The organism is Lichenicola cladoniae (genome assembly GCF_013201075.1).
Lineage (GTDB): Bacteria > Pseudomonadota > Alphaproteobacteria > Acetobacterales > Acetobacteraceae > Lichenicola > Lichenicola cladoniae.
In genome coordinates, this window is the sequence record NZ_CP053708.1 from 4251672 (window position 1) to 4267454 (window position 15783).

Below are 15783 nucleotides of genomic sequence, written 5' to 3' on the forward strand. Positions count from 1 at the left end.
CGTCTCCGCTACACCGATACCGAAGTTCACAGGAGCCGCCAGGGTCAGACACGCTGGTCTCGATCAGACCGAAAGAGCTAGCTCTTGTCCCGCCCCAGCAGGAACAGCGCCTGTTCGCCGAACAGGTTTGCCAGTTGCACCGACCGCTGCCACGGCGCACGGTCGCCCTTGTCGTCGACGGCCATCCAGCGCTGCACCGCATAGCCCTCCTCCGCGCACAAGGCGAAGAAGTCGCGGATCGTGCAGGGATGGATGTTCGGTGTCTCGTACCAGGGCCGGCCCCAGGCATCGGTCATCGGCATGCGGCCGCGCAGCAGCAGCTGCAGCCTGAGCTGCCAATGACCGAAATTCGGGAACGACACGATGGCGCTGGTCCCGATCCGCAGCATCTGGCGCAGCACTTCGCGCGGCCGCTCCACCGCCTGCAGCGTCCGCGACAACACCACATAGTCGAACGCGGCATCGGGATAATGCGCGAGATCGCTGTCGGCATCTCCGTGCATCACCGGCAGGCCATGCGACACCGAGCGCGTCACCTCGCCCATGTCGAGCTCGATGCCGCGCGCGTCGCAGTTGCGGGTGCGGAACAGATGCTCGATCAGCGAGCCGTCGCCGCTGCCGATATCGAGTACGCGCGTGCCCGGCTGGATCATTTCCGCGATCAGCTTCTGGTCGAGGCGCATGGCGCTAGCCGAGCCCCGCATGTTCGGCGCAACCGGACAGGAAGCCGCGTATGGTGCGGTCGAAATCCGGCTCGTCCAGCAGGAAGGCGTCGTGGCCCTTGTCGGTATCGATCTCCACGAAGCTCACGTTTGCGGCGGCCTTGTTCAACGCGCGTGCCATCGTCCGGCTCTGCGCGGTCGGGAACAGCCAGTCGGACGAGAACGACACGATGCAGAAGCGCGTCCGGGTGCCGGCGAACGCCGCGGACAGGTCGCCGCCATGGTCCATCGCCACGTCGAAATAATCCATCGCTCGGGTGATGGTCAGGTACGAGTTCGCGTCGAACCGGCGCACGAAACTCGATCCCTGGTGACGCAGGTAGCTCTCGACCTCGAACATCTCGCCGAACAGGCTCAGCGGTGCATCGGCATCGACGGGTGCCACGTGCGGATCGCGCCGGACCCGGCGGCCGAACTTCCGGGTCAGCGCTTCCTCTGACAGGTAGGTGATGTGCGCCATCATCCGGGCGACCGCCAGGCCACGCGCCGGCACCAGCCCGTCCACCCAGTAGCGCCCGCCGCGCCAGTCCGGATCGGCGAAGATCGCCTGCCGGCTGACCTCGTTGAACGCGATGTTCTGCGCCGAATGGAACGAGGCGGCGGCGATCGGCACCGCGGCGAACACCCGGTCCGGATAGGTCGCGGCCCAGGACAGAACCTGCATTCCGCCCATCGATCCGCCGATCACCGCGAACAGCCGATGGATGCCGAGATGCGTCACCACCTTCGCCTGCGCCGCCACGATGTCGCGTATGGTGACCGGTGGGAACTCGGTGCCCCACGGTTCCGCCACGCCGCCATCCCGCGGCGAGCGCGGTCCGGTCGAGCCCATGCAGCCGCCGAGCACGTTGATGCAGATGACGAAGAACCGGTCGGTATCGATCGGCAGGCCGGCTCCGATCAGCCTGGCCCACCAGCCCGGCTTGCCGGTGAGCGGATGGGTTTCGGCGGCATACTGGTCGCCGGTCAGCGCATGGCACACCAGGATGGCATTATCGGCAGCGGCGCTGAGCGTCCCATAGGTCCGATACGCCATCGTGAGGGGCGCCAGGGCGATGCCGCACTCGAGCTCCAGCCCCTCCCCGAAGGTGACGTGGCTATGCGGATTGTCGATCAGGGCAGCGGACTGGTCCATGGCTCGGGAGCGTTCTCTGGATGCGCAGGTCGGGACCGGCACAATGCAGCAGGCTCGCCCCCGCGTCACCAGACCTCCTCGTGACCCTGATCCGTGTTCGCGGCCCAGGTGACGGCAGGCGGACACCAACTGCACGCCGCCATTTGGCACGCTGATCACTGCCACCGCGGCACGGAGCCCACTTTTCCTATTGGTAACGAAACGACCTCTTGCTGTCCGGGGAGCCGCATGCCTAACGTTCACTAACGTTTCGTTACCGGATATCGACCAGGATCAATCATGAGCGTCGCCCCATGAGTGTTGTCCCATGAGCACAGGCCTGCTCGTGGGCCCGATCGGCAGCACGTTGGATCTGCTCGACCAGTCCGGCCTGTTCGACGTCGACTACTATGTCGCCTGCAATGCCGACATGGCCGGGCCAAGGCCGGAGGCGATGGCGCACTACCACGCGCATGGCTGGCGCGAGGGCCGCAAGCCCAACCTGTATTTCGATCCCGGCTGGTATCTGGCGGAGAACCCGGACGTCTCGGCCGAGGGGATCGACCCGCTGCTGCACTACATCATGCGTGGCGAGACCGAGGAGCGCCGCCCGAGCAGCTGGTTCGATCCTGCCTGGTACAACCGGACCTATACGGTGCCGCAGGGCATGCTGGCGCTGCGCCATTACCTGCTGCACCGGGCCGGCGGCCTGGTCAGCGCGATGGCTGAGTTCGACAGCCCGTTTTACCTGAAGGCCTATCCGGACGTCGCCGCCGCGGGGCTGGATCCGCTCGAGCACTACATGGTGCAGGGTTTCCGGGAGGCCCGGAAACCGTTCGCGGGGTTCGATCCCGCCTTCTACCGGCAGCGCTACCTGGGCGGCGACCTCGAGGCCAACCCGCTGCTGCACTACCTGGTCCACCGCGACCGGCCGGGAGTTCACCCAAGCCTGCCGTCCGGCGAAACCACTTTGCCGCGCGAGATGCGCCGCAACACCCAGGCCGGGCCGTTCTTCGAGACCAGGCGGGGCCTACCCGACACGGTCACGCGCCGGGCCCGGGTGATCGCCTACTACCTGCCGCAGTTCCACGCGGTCGCGCGCAACGACGAATGGTGGGGAACCGGCTTCACCGAGTGGACCAACATCGCCCGCGGGCTGCCGCGCTTCGCCGGCCATTACCAGCCGCGCATCCCGCGCGATCTCGGGCATTACCGGCTCGAGGGTACCAGCGTGCTGCGGCAGCAGGCGGCGATGGCACGCGCGGCCGGGATCGACGGGTTCGTGTTCTATTTCTACTGGTTCAACGGCGAGCACCTGCTGGACTTGTCTGTTGTTTTACAACTGGTTGGCTAGAGTATCGGGGAGATCTAGTTTGGATTTTTAAACGGTCGGGCTTCACTGGGGCTTCACCTCTTCTCAATCCGAAATTTCATGTTTGGCTGCCCGCCGCATGAAGCTCAGACACCACGGCCGGCGCTGGACCTACTCCCAGAAGCACCTCACCAGCGCGTATGCTGTTGAAAGTAGGTTCCTGCGGCGTCGATGCGTTGTGGATTACCCTCGAGGCTTGGCTGCCTCGACCATCGCCTGAACGCTCAGCAACCGCTCCCGTGCCACCGCCACAACCTCCGGTCCGAAACCTTTGTCTCTGGGCATCTCCTCCACCGACTGGATGGCTATGTCCATCATCGCAGCGACCAGTTTCTGGGGGAGCACCCCGGTTCGAATGAGAGCATGTAGGATTTGCGTTTGCAGCACGACTGCTGCCAAGGCGGTTCCGCTTGCGAGTGGATCGTCGTTCAATGGGTTTTTCCTTGTGAGGACGGTCTGCGTCAGATGGCGGGGCATTCGAAGACCAAACGTCAGCCACCAATCAGCTCGTCCAGGCTCATCCCCGTCACCTTCCGAAGCTTTGCCAGGATCTCCAGCGGTGGTTCCCGGTCCGCGCGCTCGTAGGAACCGTAGCGGTCCTTATCGATCCCCAGCAGCTCGGAGAAGGCGCGTTGGCTGAGAGGGCCGCGGCCGAGGTGGCGACCGTGGTCGGCGCGAAGCTCCTGGAGGCGAAGGGCGAAGCTCTGGCGGATAGTGCTCGGCACGTCATGCTGACGGATTTTGGGCATGGGAAGAAGGGTAAGCTGTCTCTATGAGAGGCGGAAGCTGTTCGAGACGCTGCGGGCGCTGATGGAGAAGTAGGGCACCTTCTGCGCCAGCCTACCGGCATGACGTAATCCCCAGCTTGGCAGAATCCAGCCTGAAACGTCTGGATACGTCGTAGCGATTGCATCACAGAGGGGCTCGCCCCATTATCATTTCGGAGTCAAGGTCTTCCAGGGCCACTCCCCAGACTACCTGGAAAACCGAGAGGGCCTTACCCGTGAAGCCGGCCGAAAACCTCATGGCGGCATTCAGCGTCGACCACGTTCAGCGACTGACGCAGCTGAGCAAATCGCAGCTGAAGTACTGGGATCGGACTGGGTTCTTCTCACCCTCATATCCGACGGACGAGCCCTTCGGCTCCAGTCCGCGGTTCTATTCGTTCCGTGACATTGTCGGCTTGCGCATCCTGGGCATGCTGAGGGTCCAGAACAACGTGCCCCTGCAGCACCTCCGCAAGGTCGCCGAGCAGCTGAGCATCAACCAGCCAGAGCATTGGGCCAGGACGAAGCTCTATGTCTTGAACCGGCGGGTGATCTTCCAAGAACCCGGCACCGGAAAGCCACAAGAGATCGTAGGCGGACAGTATGTCATCGGCATCCCGTTGAAGGTGGTGATCGATGATACCCGTCGAGACGTCGATGCGATGCGCCAGCGCACTGACGACCAGGTCGGGCATGTCGAGCAATCACGGTCGATAGCTCGCAACAAGCCTGTGGTCGCCGGGACCCGTATTCCCGTCCGTCTAGTGCAGCAGCTCCACGAGGACGGTTACGACATTGACCGTATCCGGTCCGAATATCCCGACCTGGCGGAGGCCGACATCATGGCGGCAATCAATGGATATGCGGCCGCCGCGTGACCGGCGAAGCGAAGCTTAAAATCTTCGCCGATCAGTGCGTTCCTGACTCTGCGGCCCGTACTTTCGAAAAAGCTGGCCACGAAACCCAGTTCTTGCGGATGGCCATAGCGGTCCGCACGCCCGATCCAATCGTCGCCGCCGTCGCCATGGCAAACCGGGCGATCCTATTAAGTGTCGACAACGACTTCCTGCAGATCGCGCGGGGTGCCGGGTTCAGCAAGAGCAAGGCGAAGAAGCTCCACCTCATCAAAATTAGCTGTCGCCCGGCTCGCGCGGCAGAACGCCTTGAGGCTGCCATGTCGTTTATAGAGAACGAATGGGCACTGTTCTTGCGGGGTGGCATGCCACGCCTATTTATCGAAGTGTCGGATGGATTCGTAAAATCTAATCGCTAATCATAAATGACCGGACGTAGCTGCCGGTCTTATGGGACGCTGCATGTAAGCATGACAAGCGCCAGCCCAAACCACCGTTCGACCAGACACGTCACTGCCCATTACGGGTCTCCCGATCGCCCCCTGCCTTGGCCGCTTTCTCACACTCGTAATCGCCCGCCGCGGTCCGCCCGAACCAGCGTTCGCCCTCGAGGTGGTAGACGCCGCTGTTCGTGTTGACCCACACGACGCGATCGCCGGGACACGAGATACCATAGGTGGTCTTGGCATAGGCCTTATGGTGATGGACGACCAGATCACCAGGTGTCGCTGGATTGAACGTCGAGCCGAGGCCGGACGCGCTCGTAGAGGTCTGGGCGCTGGCGGGGACAATGCCGGACCATATGGCGGCAAGGATGACGAGGACTGAGAGGCCGCGCACGATGGCTCCTGTTGATGTTGAAGGCGGAACGATCGGCTGCCGAAGGGCACGACGTCAAGCACATCAACCTGACCTGATCCGCGCCCCCAAAGTTTCTGAGCTAATTTCGGCTGAGCAAAAAGACTTGCTCGGTTATCACGAGTCAAACCTAACCCTGGACACAACAGAATGTCCACGAACAAGAGCGGACAGAAGGACAGATTGCGCTATATATTTCGTTAAGCTTCACTTTCCTTTCTTTTTTTGCTATATTGGAGGACGGACTTTCGCTTTAGAGCGAGAGATGAGAAGATTTAAGGAGTTCCACGTTGCGAACTTTTCTCCTGACAAAGCGTGAAGCAGCAGAGCGTGCGCGCGTCCATGTGGTGACGCTAAATACACTCATCCGATCTGGACATGGCCCGGCTGTCACAAGGCTCGGTGGGAAAGCGCTGATCCGAGAGGACTCGCTGCAGGCTTGGCTCGAGGCCTCAACCGAACGCTCACCGACGATGGTAGCCGAGTAGTGGCCGCCCCTATCCCACCGCCTGCCGGCGCCGAGCGCCAGGCGATCCTGGCGGACATGGCACGCGCCGGCACGCCGACGAGTAATCACGGCGGCCGCCCAGGCAATATGCTCATCGCCGCGCAAGCTCCCACGAGCCAGCCCGTAAGCGCCTTCGCCGGCAACCAGCTCGCGCCGGGCGCCGCGTCCGTTTCCACTATCCAGCCCGCGCCTCCGCGGATCGGTTCGGGCACGACGCCGGGCTCGCTGGTGCCACCGCCAGCTACGATATCCGCTGCACAACCGCAGCAGGCCAGTTCAGATCCCGAACAAGCGCTCGAGACGCTGATGCAGCAGATAAAGGCTGCGAACCTGACCCCAAGCCAGCTCGACCAGCATGCTGTTGCAACCGACGCGGCCGTTCACCACCTCGGAACCCTTCTTCAAAAAGGCCCGTCCGTAACCCATGGTGATATTATTCGGGAAGCCATGACTGCCGTGAAATCCGGAGCAGTCTCGCCCGAGGTAGCAGCTCGATTTGTCGACAAGATGAAGGGCTCGCCGTCGCAGTTGCAAGCCAAGCTTCAGCAAGCTGTCGGGGACGCAATGTCGATGAATGTCGCTTTGGCTGCGATCAAACAGAAAACGGGCGGTGCGACAGCATCAAGCGGGCAACCGCCAATTAACCAGACGGCGGGCAGGCAGTCATGAGCGGAAGTCTCTGGAGCCCACAACAATCTACCGTCGCGCTGCAGGCCGGCCAGGGCGTTGTGCCGCCGGGCAATCCGCTGGCGATTGCATCACAGGTGCAGGATTTTCAGCGCAATCAGCTCGCGATTCAAAGCGCAAAACAGACACTTGCGTCGCAGAACGCGCTCGGACGTATCGCGCAGTCAGCCATAAATGCGGATGGGTCATTCAACTCCCAAGCATTTGCAACGGGCGTGAAGAACGACCCGGATGCAGCGTATGGTGCAACAGAAGCCATCAAGCAGGGCCAGGGGCTCGCAGGTGGCCAATACGGCCTGAACCAGGACAGCCTCGCCCAGACGACCAACCGCACCAACGCAGTCGGTGCTGGCATGGCGGGTCTTCTTTCGAATCCGAACCTAGCGCCAAGTGATATCTACCAGTCGGTCGCCGGCCAGGCCGCTGCCGGGAAGCCGGTCGGCGCCTTCGTGCAGAGCGTCCTACCAAGCATGCCGACGCTGGGCAACGGTGAGGCGCCGTCCGCCTACTCTGGGCGTTTGAAGACTTGGCTAGCAGGGGTCGCAGGCCAGGCAGCTGGACCGGAGGCAGCGATCCGTACGCTTACTCCGAACGTCGCCACCGTGGGCCTTGGCGGTACGACGCAGACCATGGACGTCAACCCGTACACCAACCCGGGCGCGACCAACACGAGCTACCAGAACACGCTGAGCCCCGAGGGTCAGGTCGCACCGCAGACCGGTACTGCGGCTGACGGTAGCAGCTTCAGCATTCCGACGGCACTTCGTGCGGGTCAGGTCGGCCTCGGCAATCTGGTGCCCAAACAGTCGCCCTTTGGCACCGGCCGCATCCTACTGCCAGGCGGATCCGTCCCGGCTGGCGGTGCTGGAGCTCCAAGCGGCATTGGCGCCGCATCGGGACCGGCACCATCTGGCGATTCCTCGGCTCCAAGTGCGATCTATCCGACCGGCGCACCACCCGACAATTCGGGTTCGGGCCTGCCGGCTGGCGCCATGCCGACCGGGATCAGTCCTGCGGCAACCGCGGCACAAACGCAGGCTGGCAGTGGATCTGGCAGCGACCTGCACACGCTTTATTCCTCGGTCGCTGGCTCCGGCGGCCGCCTCTACCAGCTCGGCAAAGCTCTTACCTCCTTGCAGACTGCAGGTGCGACCGGACCTGGGAGCGAGACCACGCAGGCAATTGCATCGTTCTTCAACACCCAAACGCCGTTTGGTCTGGGTAAGTATCTGCCGGGTGTGAACCCGTCGCAGATCCAGAGCTATGACGAAGCGTCAAAGTACTTGACGCAATATGCATCGAACGCCGCCGGCGCGATGGGCTCAGATTCCAAGCTCGCGACCGCACTGTCCTCGAATGCCTCGACGAAGATCAGCAACCTTGCGGCGCAGGATGTGGTCAAGGCGACGATCGGCATTGAGCGACAGCAACAAGCCCAGGCCCAAAGCTTTGCGCAGACCGGCCTTCCACCGGATAAATACGACCAGTGGGCCACGACCTGGAACAGGACGGCCGACCCACGCGCCTACATCTTCGACGAGATGTCACCGCAGCAGCGATCGACCGTGCTCAATGGCATGTCACCGTCATCCAAGTCGGGCTTTCTCGATCAGGTGTGGCACGCGTCGCAGAACGGCTTTATCGACCCGACCAAGCTTGGGCTGGCCACCCCTGCCAGCACCACTCCGGCAGTCCCCGACAGCGGCCCTGCCGTCGCCGCCACAGCAACACCAGCGGCTGGCCCGCATGCCGTCCCGATGAACTGAGGCAAGCACATGTCCCAGACCGTGCCGTCGCTCGATACCTACGCTCCCGTTTTCCAGAAAGCCGGCCAAGCCTGGAACGTGGATCCCGATCTGCTTCGCGCCGTTGCCGGCGCAGAAAGTAACGGCAACGCAGCCGCGATTTCGCCCAAGGGTGCGATCGGCCTCATGCAAATCATGCCGGCCACCGCACAAGGGCTGGGTGTGAATCCGCACGACCCTGAGCAATCCATCTATGCCGCCGCAAAGCTGCTCAGCGACGGGATCGATCAATACGGTTCGCCGGACGCATCTCTGAAAGCCTATAACGCGGGGCCAAATCAAGCTCACTGGAACAACCCGGAGACTGCCGCGTACGGCGGCCGGGTCGCTTCTTTCTATCAGCCCGGCACCGTCGCCGCAGCGGTCGGTCAGTCGCAGAACAGTGCGTCGGCCGCAGCGCCGTACCAGATCGCGGCCGCCAACACCGGCAGCATGTCGGACGCCGCGCCGTCGCCAATGGCACCACCGTCATCGTCGGCTCAGCCCGCCACCCCGACTGCCGCCGGCCGGCCCGACGATCAAGCGTTCCAAGCCATGCTAACCGGCGGTGCCGCGCCAACCTCGTCCGCCAGCGGATCGTCTGCACCTGGCCGGCCATCCGACGAAGCCATGATGCAGGCCATGACCGGAAACGCCCCGCCTGCATCTGCTGGACCGTCCGCCAGCGCGCCAGCGTCCGCGACAGGAACCTTCGGCAATCTCCTGGGCGGCCTGAAGGCCGGGTATTCGAGCGTTGCCGGGACAGCCAACCGGCTCATCGGCGGTGCCGACCAGGCGATCCCGTTCCTGCAGACCTTGGACGATGGTCTCGGCTATACGGCAACCCGGCAGGCGCAGAACGACCAGCTGGCCAAGGATGATGCTGCCGCATATGCGGCTGGCCCCGGGCAAACCACCGCCGGCAAGGTCGGCAACGTCATCGGCCAGATCGCGACGTCGCTGCCTTTCATCGAGACCGGGGCCGGACTTGCAGGTGGTGCCCTCGGTGCGGGCGCTGCTGCTCTTGGCGGCGAGGCAACCGTGGCAGGACGAGCGGCACAAGCAGGCGCCACCCTGGCAACGGGTGCTGGTGCGCCCACCATAGCCGGGCGCGTCCTTTCCTCGGTAACGAGTGGCGCGCTTAAAGGCTCGATCGGTGGCGTCGCAACAAGTGACCCCGACCAGACAGGCGCTGATGCTGGTTGGGGCGCGTTGCTGGGCGCCGGGCTCGGTCCGGTTGGGCTTGCCGCGGCACCGCTGGCAAAGGGGATCGCCCTCTATACCGGCAAGGCTGGTGGCAGCCTTCTCGACATGCTGTCACCGGCCGCGAAAAACACCGCGGCAGAGGCGCCAGGTGCTGCAGCTGCAGGAACCGGTGGCGCGGCTGCAGATGCAGCGTCTCCAGATGCTGGGCCCGCCGGCCATACAGCCGGGGATGCGACTGCGGCTACCCCCTCGCCCTACGTAAACGGTCTCACGTCGGGTCCATCTGCGCCGACCAACCCACTTGCAGGAGCAGCTGACGGTTCTGGTGCCGGTGGCCCATCAATAACGGCGCCATCCCAGCCGCCCCAGGCAATCCCCACCGCAATCAAGCCGCAGGGTCTCGTGCTCACGCAAGGCGGGGCCGGCGATGTTGCTGACAAGCTTGTTCGGCTGTTTGCTCAAGGTGGCCCCACCGCCATTGCGCCGAGCAGTGTCCTGCCGGCGGGCGCTTTTGATGCAGCCGAGGCCACCGGCAATCCTGGTTTGGCCGCCCTGAAGACCTACCTGACGAGCAGCAATCCCGGCGCGGGCAATCTGTTCGCCGGGATCAAGGACACCAATAACGCCGCGCGCATGCAGGTGCTCAGCGGGATTATGGGGACGCCTGCCGACGTCGCGCAGATGGAAGCAGCTCGCGACGCAGTCACCTCGCAGGCGCATGATGCGGCGTTCTCGAACGCGCAGCCAGTCGACATCCAGCCATTTTCCGACCAGTTGCAGACCGCGATCGACAGTAAGAAGGGCTACCCGTCCGTCCAGAAGCCTTTGCTTGACCTCCAGCAGACGCTGCAAGACGTAACACAGACCGATCCCCAGACGGGCGCTGCGACGGCCGACCCCGAGCACCTGTGGAATGTCCGCCAACAGATAAATGCAATGATTTCGCCGAAGGCCGCAGGCACCGCGCAGGACGGGCGCCAGGCCGCCGCCCAACTGATTGGGCTCAAACCGGGCCTGGACGCTACCATCGAGCAAGGCGCACCGGGTTTCGGCAACTTCATCAAACAGTACAGCGATCTTTCGGCGCCGATCGACGGCATGAACTGGCTGCAGAAGCAGGGCATCGGCATCACGGACAGCCAGGGCAACATCACGCTCGCCAAGCTGGACAGCACGATCAAGACGCTGCAGCGGCAGCAGGAAGCGCCGGGCGCCAATACAGCTGATGGTGTAACACCTGACCAGCAGCAGGCCCTGATCGCGCTGCGGGAAAACCTGAGACAAGCCGGCGCGGCCGTTTACAAAGGCCGGCTGCCGGGCTCTGACACCTTCCGGAATCTCGGCTCGAACTCTCTGATCAACGCGGTCAGCAGTGGCGCCGGCATGCCCGGGCACATGGTGAACATGCTGTTACCTGGGGTCGGAGAGGTTGCTGCGGGTCCGATCGGTACGATGCTCGGCAGCGCTGCAGCAGCAACGCGATATGGCGCCAATGCCCTCGCCACCCGCGGCTCCAACATGGTCACTCAGGAACTGATCAATCGACTTACGAACCCGGCTGCCTATCAGAAGGCTGTTAACCCTCTTGCCGGCGGCGGGAATTAGTATGCTCGGGTCGATCGGCCAGGGAGATGCCCCTGATATGCCGGTAAAACCACATCGCGCGCAGCCTGTAGAAGGTCACGTAGCCCCACAACACGAAGCCGCTGCCAACTAGGAGCAGCAGGTGGGGCGGCAGATGGATGATCCAGGGGATCACACTCAACGATCCCTGAACGCCACGCTCTTGCTGTCCTCAAGCATGGCCTGCCGGATAGCTGCACGATTGCGCCAAGCAAACCGGGTCAGGAATGGTGCGAACGAGAAGCCCAGGATGAAGGCGAACTGCGGCAGCGTACAGTTTGCGCCGGCGAAAAGGCTCCACGCCACGGCTAGAGCAAGGCCGATGAACCACCAGCCGCAAAGCCAGAAGTAGAGGAAGCCAAGGCCGAGAAAGACTGCAGATAGTGCTGCCATAGCGACAAGCATAGCACTAACGCAATCGTCGGACCACGATCAGCCGGCCGAACTTTTCATCACGCCCTTGAACCTGGCTAGGATTCTAAGCTTAGGCGGAAGACGAGGAGCAGTCGGATGACAAGTTCCATTCTCCGTATCCTGCAGCAGGGCTGCACCAATCCGCCACTGTTTCTGATACCTGGTCTGGGCGGCAGCATGAATGAGCTACTGCCGCTGGCGGTCGCGATCGGCGCCGACGTCACGATCTACGGCTTCCACACGCCAGACCTGGATGTGGCGGGTTCGTCAAATCGTATTGAGCATCTGGCGGCGCTGTATGCGGACGCTTTAGCGACCCTGCAGCCTGATGGTGACTACATACTCGCGGGCTATTCATTCGGTGGCCTGATTGCCTTCGAAATGGCGCGTCGGCTGAAGCAGCGCGGATTGTCAATTCGCTTACTTGGCCTGATCGAGACCTGTCCGGACGAGGGCTTATCTATGCGGTTATTGAAGCGCAAGGTCGCCGGCATCTTCCGCACACCCGTTCAACAAATCCCCGGAAAGCTGATTGTCATACAGAAGAACCTACTGTTCCGGATCATGGTCAGGCTTGGTAGGCCGGTGCCCGGCCTATCTCAAGGCCAAACCATTTCGGCGGATCCGTTTCAAGCAGAGAAACTTATCAACAAAGCTGCCTTGCAAACCTATCAGCCAGCGAAATTTTCCGGCGACATGACGTTCTTCAAGGCTGCGATCCGGCTCGGTGAGTTTCCGCCTGACCCTGTGGGAGTTTGGAAACCATTGTTACGTCGATTGACAGTTGAACAGGTTGCCGGTGACCATCACACGATGGTGCGGGCTGAGGCCGCCTCGTTAGCTATTGCGCTGCGTCGGCATCTTCGTAAGCGTCTGACACCCATAGCTTGACGATCTGCGTCTGATCTTGCGGACACGATGGACGTGATCGGCTAAGTCGTGTGGATGCATCGTTCTGGTATTCTGCTTGCCCTGCTCTCCTCCGTCCTCTTCGGGGCGAGCACGCCGTTCGCCAAGCTCTTGCTCAGCTTGGTCGATCCGCATCTGCTAGCTGGATTGCTTTACTTCGGGGCAGGAACCGGCCTTGCCGTCGTCCACGTGTGCCGTGCCGCCTTGCGGTTGCCAGCCACCGAGGCGCCTTTGCGCCGATCGGACCTCCCTTGGTTGGGATTGGTTATCCTGTTCGGCGGCATCGGCGGCCCATTACTGCTCATGCTGGGCCTGACCCAATACCGCCGCCGCCATGGGGTCCTTGCTGCTGAACCTTGAGGGTCTGGCGACGATGAGCATCGCCTAGCTGTGGTTTCGGGAGAACGTCGATCGCCGCCTGCTCCTCGGCGCCTTCGCCATCCTGATGGGCGGTGTGCTGCTATCGTGGCAAGGACGAGCATCCTTCGAGTTGGGAGGATTGCTGATTGCGGGGGGCCTGCCTCTGTTGGGGCATCGACAACAATTTGACCCGCAAGCTCTCCTCGGCTGATCCGGTTTAGATCGCCATGCTCAAGGGCCTCGTCGCGGGCATCGTCAACCTATCGCTGGCGTTGGCGGGCGGCGCGGAGATCCCGGCAACCACAGTTGTCCTATCTGCCGGCGTCGTTGGTTTTTTCGGCTACGGCGTCAGTCTAGTGCTGTTCGTGCTCGGCTTGCGTCATCTCGGCGCAGCGCGGACCGGAGTTTACTTCTCCCTAGCGCCATTTCTCGGCGCTGTGCTGGCCGTCGTCATATTGGGCGATACGATCTCGGTGACGTTGTTGGCGGCTGCCGGACTGATGGGTGTCGGACTGTGGCTGCACCTGGCCGAGCGGCATGAGCACGAGCACTTCCACACGTTATTGGAGCACGAGCATCGTCATCGTCATGACGAGCACCACGAACATGATCATGCACCGGGCATTGACCAGCGTGAGCCGCATACCCATCCGCATCGGCACTCGCATTACCCCGACCTACACCATCGGCATGGGCACCAGCATGCATTGAAGATGAAGCTTGGGTAACAGCCATTGCGCTTGGCGGTCGGTCGATAAGATCTGTCGGGCCTAACATCGGCCGGCCGCGAAATGGCTAGGACGCGAGCGCCGAGCCTCCTGGACCCGCTTTTTCTTGGATTTAGCACAGCCACCTCTAGCTAGTGGGCTGCTTGAGCCGCTCCATTCACCACGGCTCCAGCGGGCGTCGGTGGTGGGGGCAAGCTGCCGGAGTGATGTGGATAAAGCACAGCGGCGAGCACCCCGATGATCACCGCTAGACCCGCGGCTGCAAGCAAGACTGGAAGCTGTGAACCTCTCATCGTCGCGCTGCCCACTAATTGAGACTCTCACCGTGCCGGGGTGGCTGATAGTTGTCCATGGGCATCCTGCAGGCGAGCCTCCCGTGCCCTAGGCAAATCTCGCCGGGCGGCGATCAAAAGTGGGAGTGCCAGCGTTCAGGCGGAGCTCACAGCGGCAGGCTTCGCGACTGAAGGCTCTATCAAGGAGTGGATCACCGATGGGATCGATCCGCCGCTGGCTTCGGCCACGCTTCCGGCACGTAAGCAGAAGGGCTTTCAGGGGGAGGTAACTAGCCCCGGCGCAAAAATATGCCCGGGAGACCCATTGGCGAGCAGCACCGTCATCTTGTGGAAGTCCGGCATTGGGCACGTTGTCGCTTGATACCTCGAGAGGACCGAGGCGCATATTGTCGCCATCAGTGGTGAAAAGACCAAGAAGCGGTTTGTTCGTTGGCCGTAGCCTTCGTTGCTCACCAGCAGGCAAGCTTCCTTCGGAGACAGCGCTGTCATCCATGGGCCCTGGCACGCAGCCATAATGCAGGCCTCATCTCTGGCCGACGACATGCTGCTCGTGAGTGCGATCATCATCCAAGGCATCAGGATGTTCCTCCTTTTACCGTGTCGAGCTCAGCTCAATCATCAGCAAGCGGGCTTACTCAGATCCAAGCAGAAGCTCCTCAAACTTTCGACTTGCGTTGAGGCTTTCCTTGGCTACGCGTATTTCACGACGAGCCTCGGCAATCTGATCGCGCATCCGGGCGGTGGCAGCCCGATGCTCAGCACGAAGTTGCCGGCCGGCTTCACGAAGTGCCTGCGACACTGCAATCTCTGCTTCTAGCCTACCCACCATCCGGGACCCCACCGCGATCAATCTCGGACGCGCTTCTACAGGGCCACACCTGCAATGGGTCTCACAAGCGCAGGAGGTGCGGTCGAGTGTGTAATTTGGCTTGTCCGCCCGTAGCAACCGCATTTAGCATTTTCGAGCGTTAACCAGCCGCGTTATACCGGCTTGCAACACACCTTCTTGGTGCCTCGCCAGATTTCGACGTAATTGCCCGTGGCCATAAGCATGCTGGCAAAGTTGAAGGCGTCATCATCGTCATTGTACTCAACGTCGGATCCTGCCCCCTTAATGTTCCCCGCCACGTCGAGCGGATAGACGCGGTATGTTGGCATGGACGATCCCTCTGGTACTTGCCTCTGGGTTGCCGAACGACGGGTCCCAGCTGTTTTGTACAGATCACGGGTCAGTGTGTCACGCTTTCGAGAGGGTGTCGCCGTGCATGGTGCGGACGTAGCCACGGGCTCTTGTCACGCCGTCCCCCACGTCGTCGGCCGCTTCGGGCTGGCGATCCGCAGCCACTCATTCCGCGCGCCGGTCTCGAAGGCTTCCGCCGCCAGATAGGCCTTCCTTCGAATATCCGGCCTCGAGCACCGCGTTCCGGATCAAGACGACCTGCTCGCCCAGGGCCAGCATGAGCGTGGCAGGATCCGAGCTGACGAGCACACGAGCGAACTGAACGCCGGCGACGAATGCCTAATCGGCGGCTACCGGGCGGCATACCTTCGTCTCTCAGTTGGAAACTACCTTTCTTCCGGGAC

At 62.4% G+C, this 15783-nt stretch carries 17 protein-coding genes and 1 pseudogene; 12 read left to right on the plus strand and 6 right to left on the minus strand.

Annotation, left to right across the window (positions count from 1 at the left end; genetic code table 11):
* Positions 1-77: 77 nt before the first annotated feature.
* Both metW and metX read right to left on the minus strand, forming a co-directional pair.
* Positions 78-683 carry a methionine biosynthesis protein MetW gene (gene metW, locus HN018_RS19190; RefSeq protein ID WP_171835819.1) on the minus strand — a complete coding sequence of 202 codons (606 nt, stop codon included), beginning with the start codon at positions 681-683 and terminating at the stop codon, positions 78-80.
* Between the two features lie 4 nt (positions 684-687).
* Positions 688-1857, minus strand: a complete 1170-nt coding sequence (metX, locus tag HN018_RS19195; RefSeq protein WP_171835820.1) for a homoserine O-acetyltransferase MetX — start codon at positions 1855-1857, stop codon at positions 688-690.
* Positions 1858-2164: 307 nt separating this feature from the next.
* On the opposite strand from metX, the gene HN018_RS19200 reads away from it, so the two are divergent.
* Positions 2165-3190 carry a glycoside hydrolase family 99-like domain-containing protein gene (locus HN018_RS19200; RefSeq protein ID WP_171835821.1) on the plus strand — a complete coding sequence of 342 codons (1026 nt, stop codon included), beginning with the start codon at positions 2165-2167 and terminating at the stop codon, positions 3188-3190.
* Between the two features lie 201 nt (positions 3191-3391).
* Here the strand turns inward: HN018_RS19200 and HN018_RS19205 are convergent, their stop codons facing one another.
* Together HN018_RS19205 and HN018_RS19210 are read right to left on the minus strand one after the other, a co-directional pair.
* Positions 3392-3640, minus strand: a complete 249-nt coding sequence (locus HN018_RS19205) for a hypothetical protein (protein ID WP_171835822.1) — start codon at positions 3638-3640, stop codon at positions 3392-3394.
* A 59-nt stretch (positions 3641-3699) separates the two neighbouring features.
* Positions 3700-3957 carry a helix-turn-helix domain-containing protein gene (locus HN018_RS19210; RefSeq protein ID WP_171835823.1) on the minus strand — a complete coding sequence of 86 codons (258 nt, stop codon included), beginning with the start codon at positions 3955-3957 and terminating at the stop codon, positions 3700-3702.
* A 254-nt stretch (positions 3958-4211) separates the two neighbouring features.
* Between HN018_RS19210 and HN018_RS19215 the strand changes: the two genes are divergently transcribed.
* Positions 4212-4853 (plus strand): DUF433 domain-containing protein, encoded by a 642-nt coding sequence (locus HN018_RS19215; RefSeq protein ID WP_172443496.1) that lies wholly within the window; start codon positions 4212-4214, stop codon positions 4851-4853.
* On the plus strand, positions 4850-5248 hold the full coding sequence (locus HN018_RS19220; RefSeq protein WP_171835825.1) for a DUF5615 family PIN-like protein: 399 nt from the start codon (positions 4850-4852) through the stop codon (positions 5246-5248). Before HN018_RS19215 ends, HN018_RS19220 begins: the two co-directional genes overlap by 4 nt.
* 91 nt (positions 5249-5339) lie before the next feature.
* On the opposite strand, the gene HN018_RS19225 is transcribed toward HN018_RS19220, so the two are convergent.
* Complete coding sequence (locus HN018_RS19225; protein WP_171835767.1) at positions 5340-5669, minus strand: hypothetical protein; 330 nt, start codon at positions 5667-5669, stop codon at positions 5340-5342.
* A 308-nt stretch (positions 5670-5977) separates the two neighbouring features.
* Between HN018_RS19225 and HN018_RS29435 the strand changes: the two genes are divergently transcribed.
* From HN018_RS29435 to HN018_RS19245, 5 genes and pseudogenes are all read left to right on the plus strand, one after another.
* Positions 5978-6175 (plus strand): helix-turn-helix domain-containing protein, encoded by a 198-nt coding sequence (locus HN018_RS29435; RefSeq protein WP_171835826.1) that lies wholly within the window; start codon positions 5978-5980, stop codon positions 6173-6175.
* A 56-nt stretch (positions 6176-6231) separates the two neighbouring features.
* Positions 6232-6864: a hypothetical protein gene (locus tag HN018_RS19235; protein ID WP_171835827.1), complete on the plus strand. Its 633-nt coding sequence runs from the start codon at positions 6232-6234 to the stop codon at positions 6862-6864.
* The gene (locus HN018_RS19240) at positions 6861-8648 is read left to right on the plus strand and encodes a hypothetical protein (protein ID WP_171835828.1); all 1788 of its coding nucleotides are present in this window, start codon (positions 6861-6863) and stop codon (positions 8646-8648) included. The genes HN018_RS19235 and HN018_RS19240 overlap by 4 nt, the downstream gene beginning before the upstream one ends.
* A 9-nt stretch (positions 8649-8657) precedes the next feature.
* Positions 8658-8960, plus strand: a pseudogene (locus tag HN018_RS29440) (lytic transglycosylase domain-containing protein); the annotation flags it as partial.
* Positions 8961-9482: 522 nt separating this feature from the next.
* Entirely contained in the window at positions 9483-11477 is a 1995-nt protein-coding gene (locus HN018_RS19245; protein WP_239478837.1) for a hypothetical protein, read from the plus strand.
* A gap of 156 nt (positions 11478-11633) precedes the next feature.
* Here HN018_RS19245 and HN018_RS19250 read toward each other — a convergent pair whose 3' ends face one another.
* Complete coding sequence (locus tag HN018_RS19250; protein WP_171835830.1) at positions 11634-11888, minus strand: hypothetical protein; 255 nt, start codon at positions 11886-11888, stop codon at positions 11634-11636.
* A gap of 117 nt (positions 11889-12005) precedes the next feature.
* Here HN018_RS19250 and HN018_RS19255 point away from each other — a divergent pair, with 117 nt between their 5' ends.
* The 4 genes from HN018_RS19255 to HN018_RS19265 all read left to right on the plus strand — a co-directional run bounded on the left by HN018_RS19255 (position 12006) and on the right by HN018_RS19265 (position 15016).
* Positions 12006-12800 (plus strand): thioesterase domain-containing protein, encoded by a 795-nt coding sequence (locus HN018_RS19255; protein WP_171835831.1) that lies wholly within the window; start codon positions 12006-12008, stop codon positions 12798-12800.
* Positions 12801-12848: 48 nt separating this feature from the next.
* The gene (locus tag HN018_RS29735) at positions 12849-13178 is read left to right on the plus strand and encodes a hypothetical protein (RefSeq protein WP_456307002.1); all 330 of its coding nucleotides are present in this window, start codon (positions 12849-12851) and stop codon (positions 13176-13178) included.
* Positions 13179-13405: 227 nt separating this feature from the next.
* Positions 13406-13906 carry a DMT family transporter gene (locus tag HN018_RS29740; protein WP_275434158.1) on the plus strand — a complete coding sequence of 167 codons (501 nt, stop codon included), beginning with the start codon at positions 13406-13408 and terminating at the stop codon, positions 13904-13906.
* 807 nt (positions 13907-14713) lie between these two features.
* On the plus strand, positions 14714-15016 hold the full coding sequence (locus tag HN018_RS19265; protein WP_171835832.1) for a hypothetical protein: 303 nt from the start codon (positions 14714-14716) through the stop codon (positions 15014-15016).
* The last annotated feature ends 767 nt before the right edge of the window (positions 15017-15783 follow it).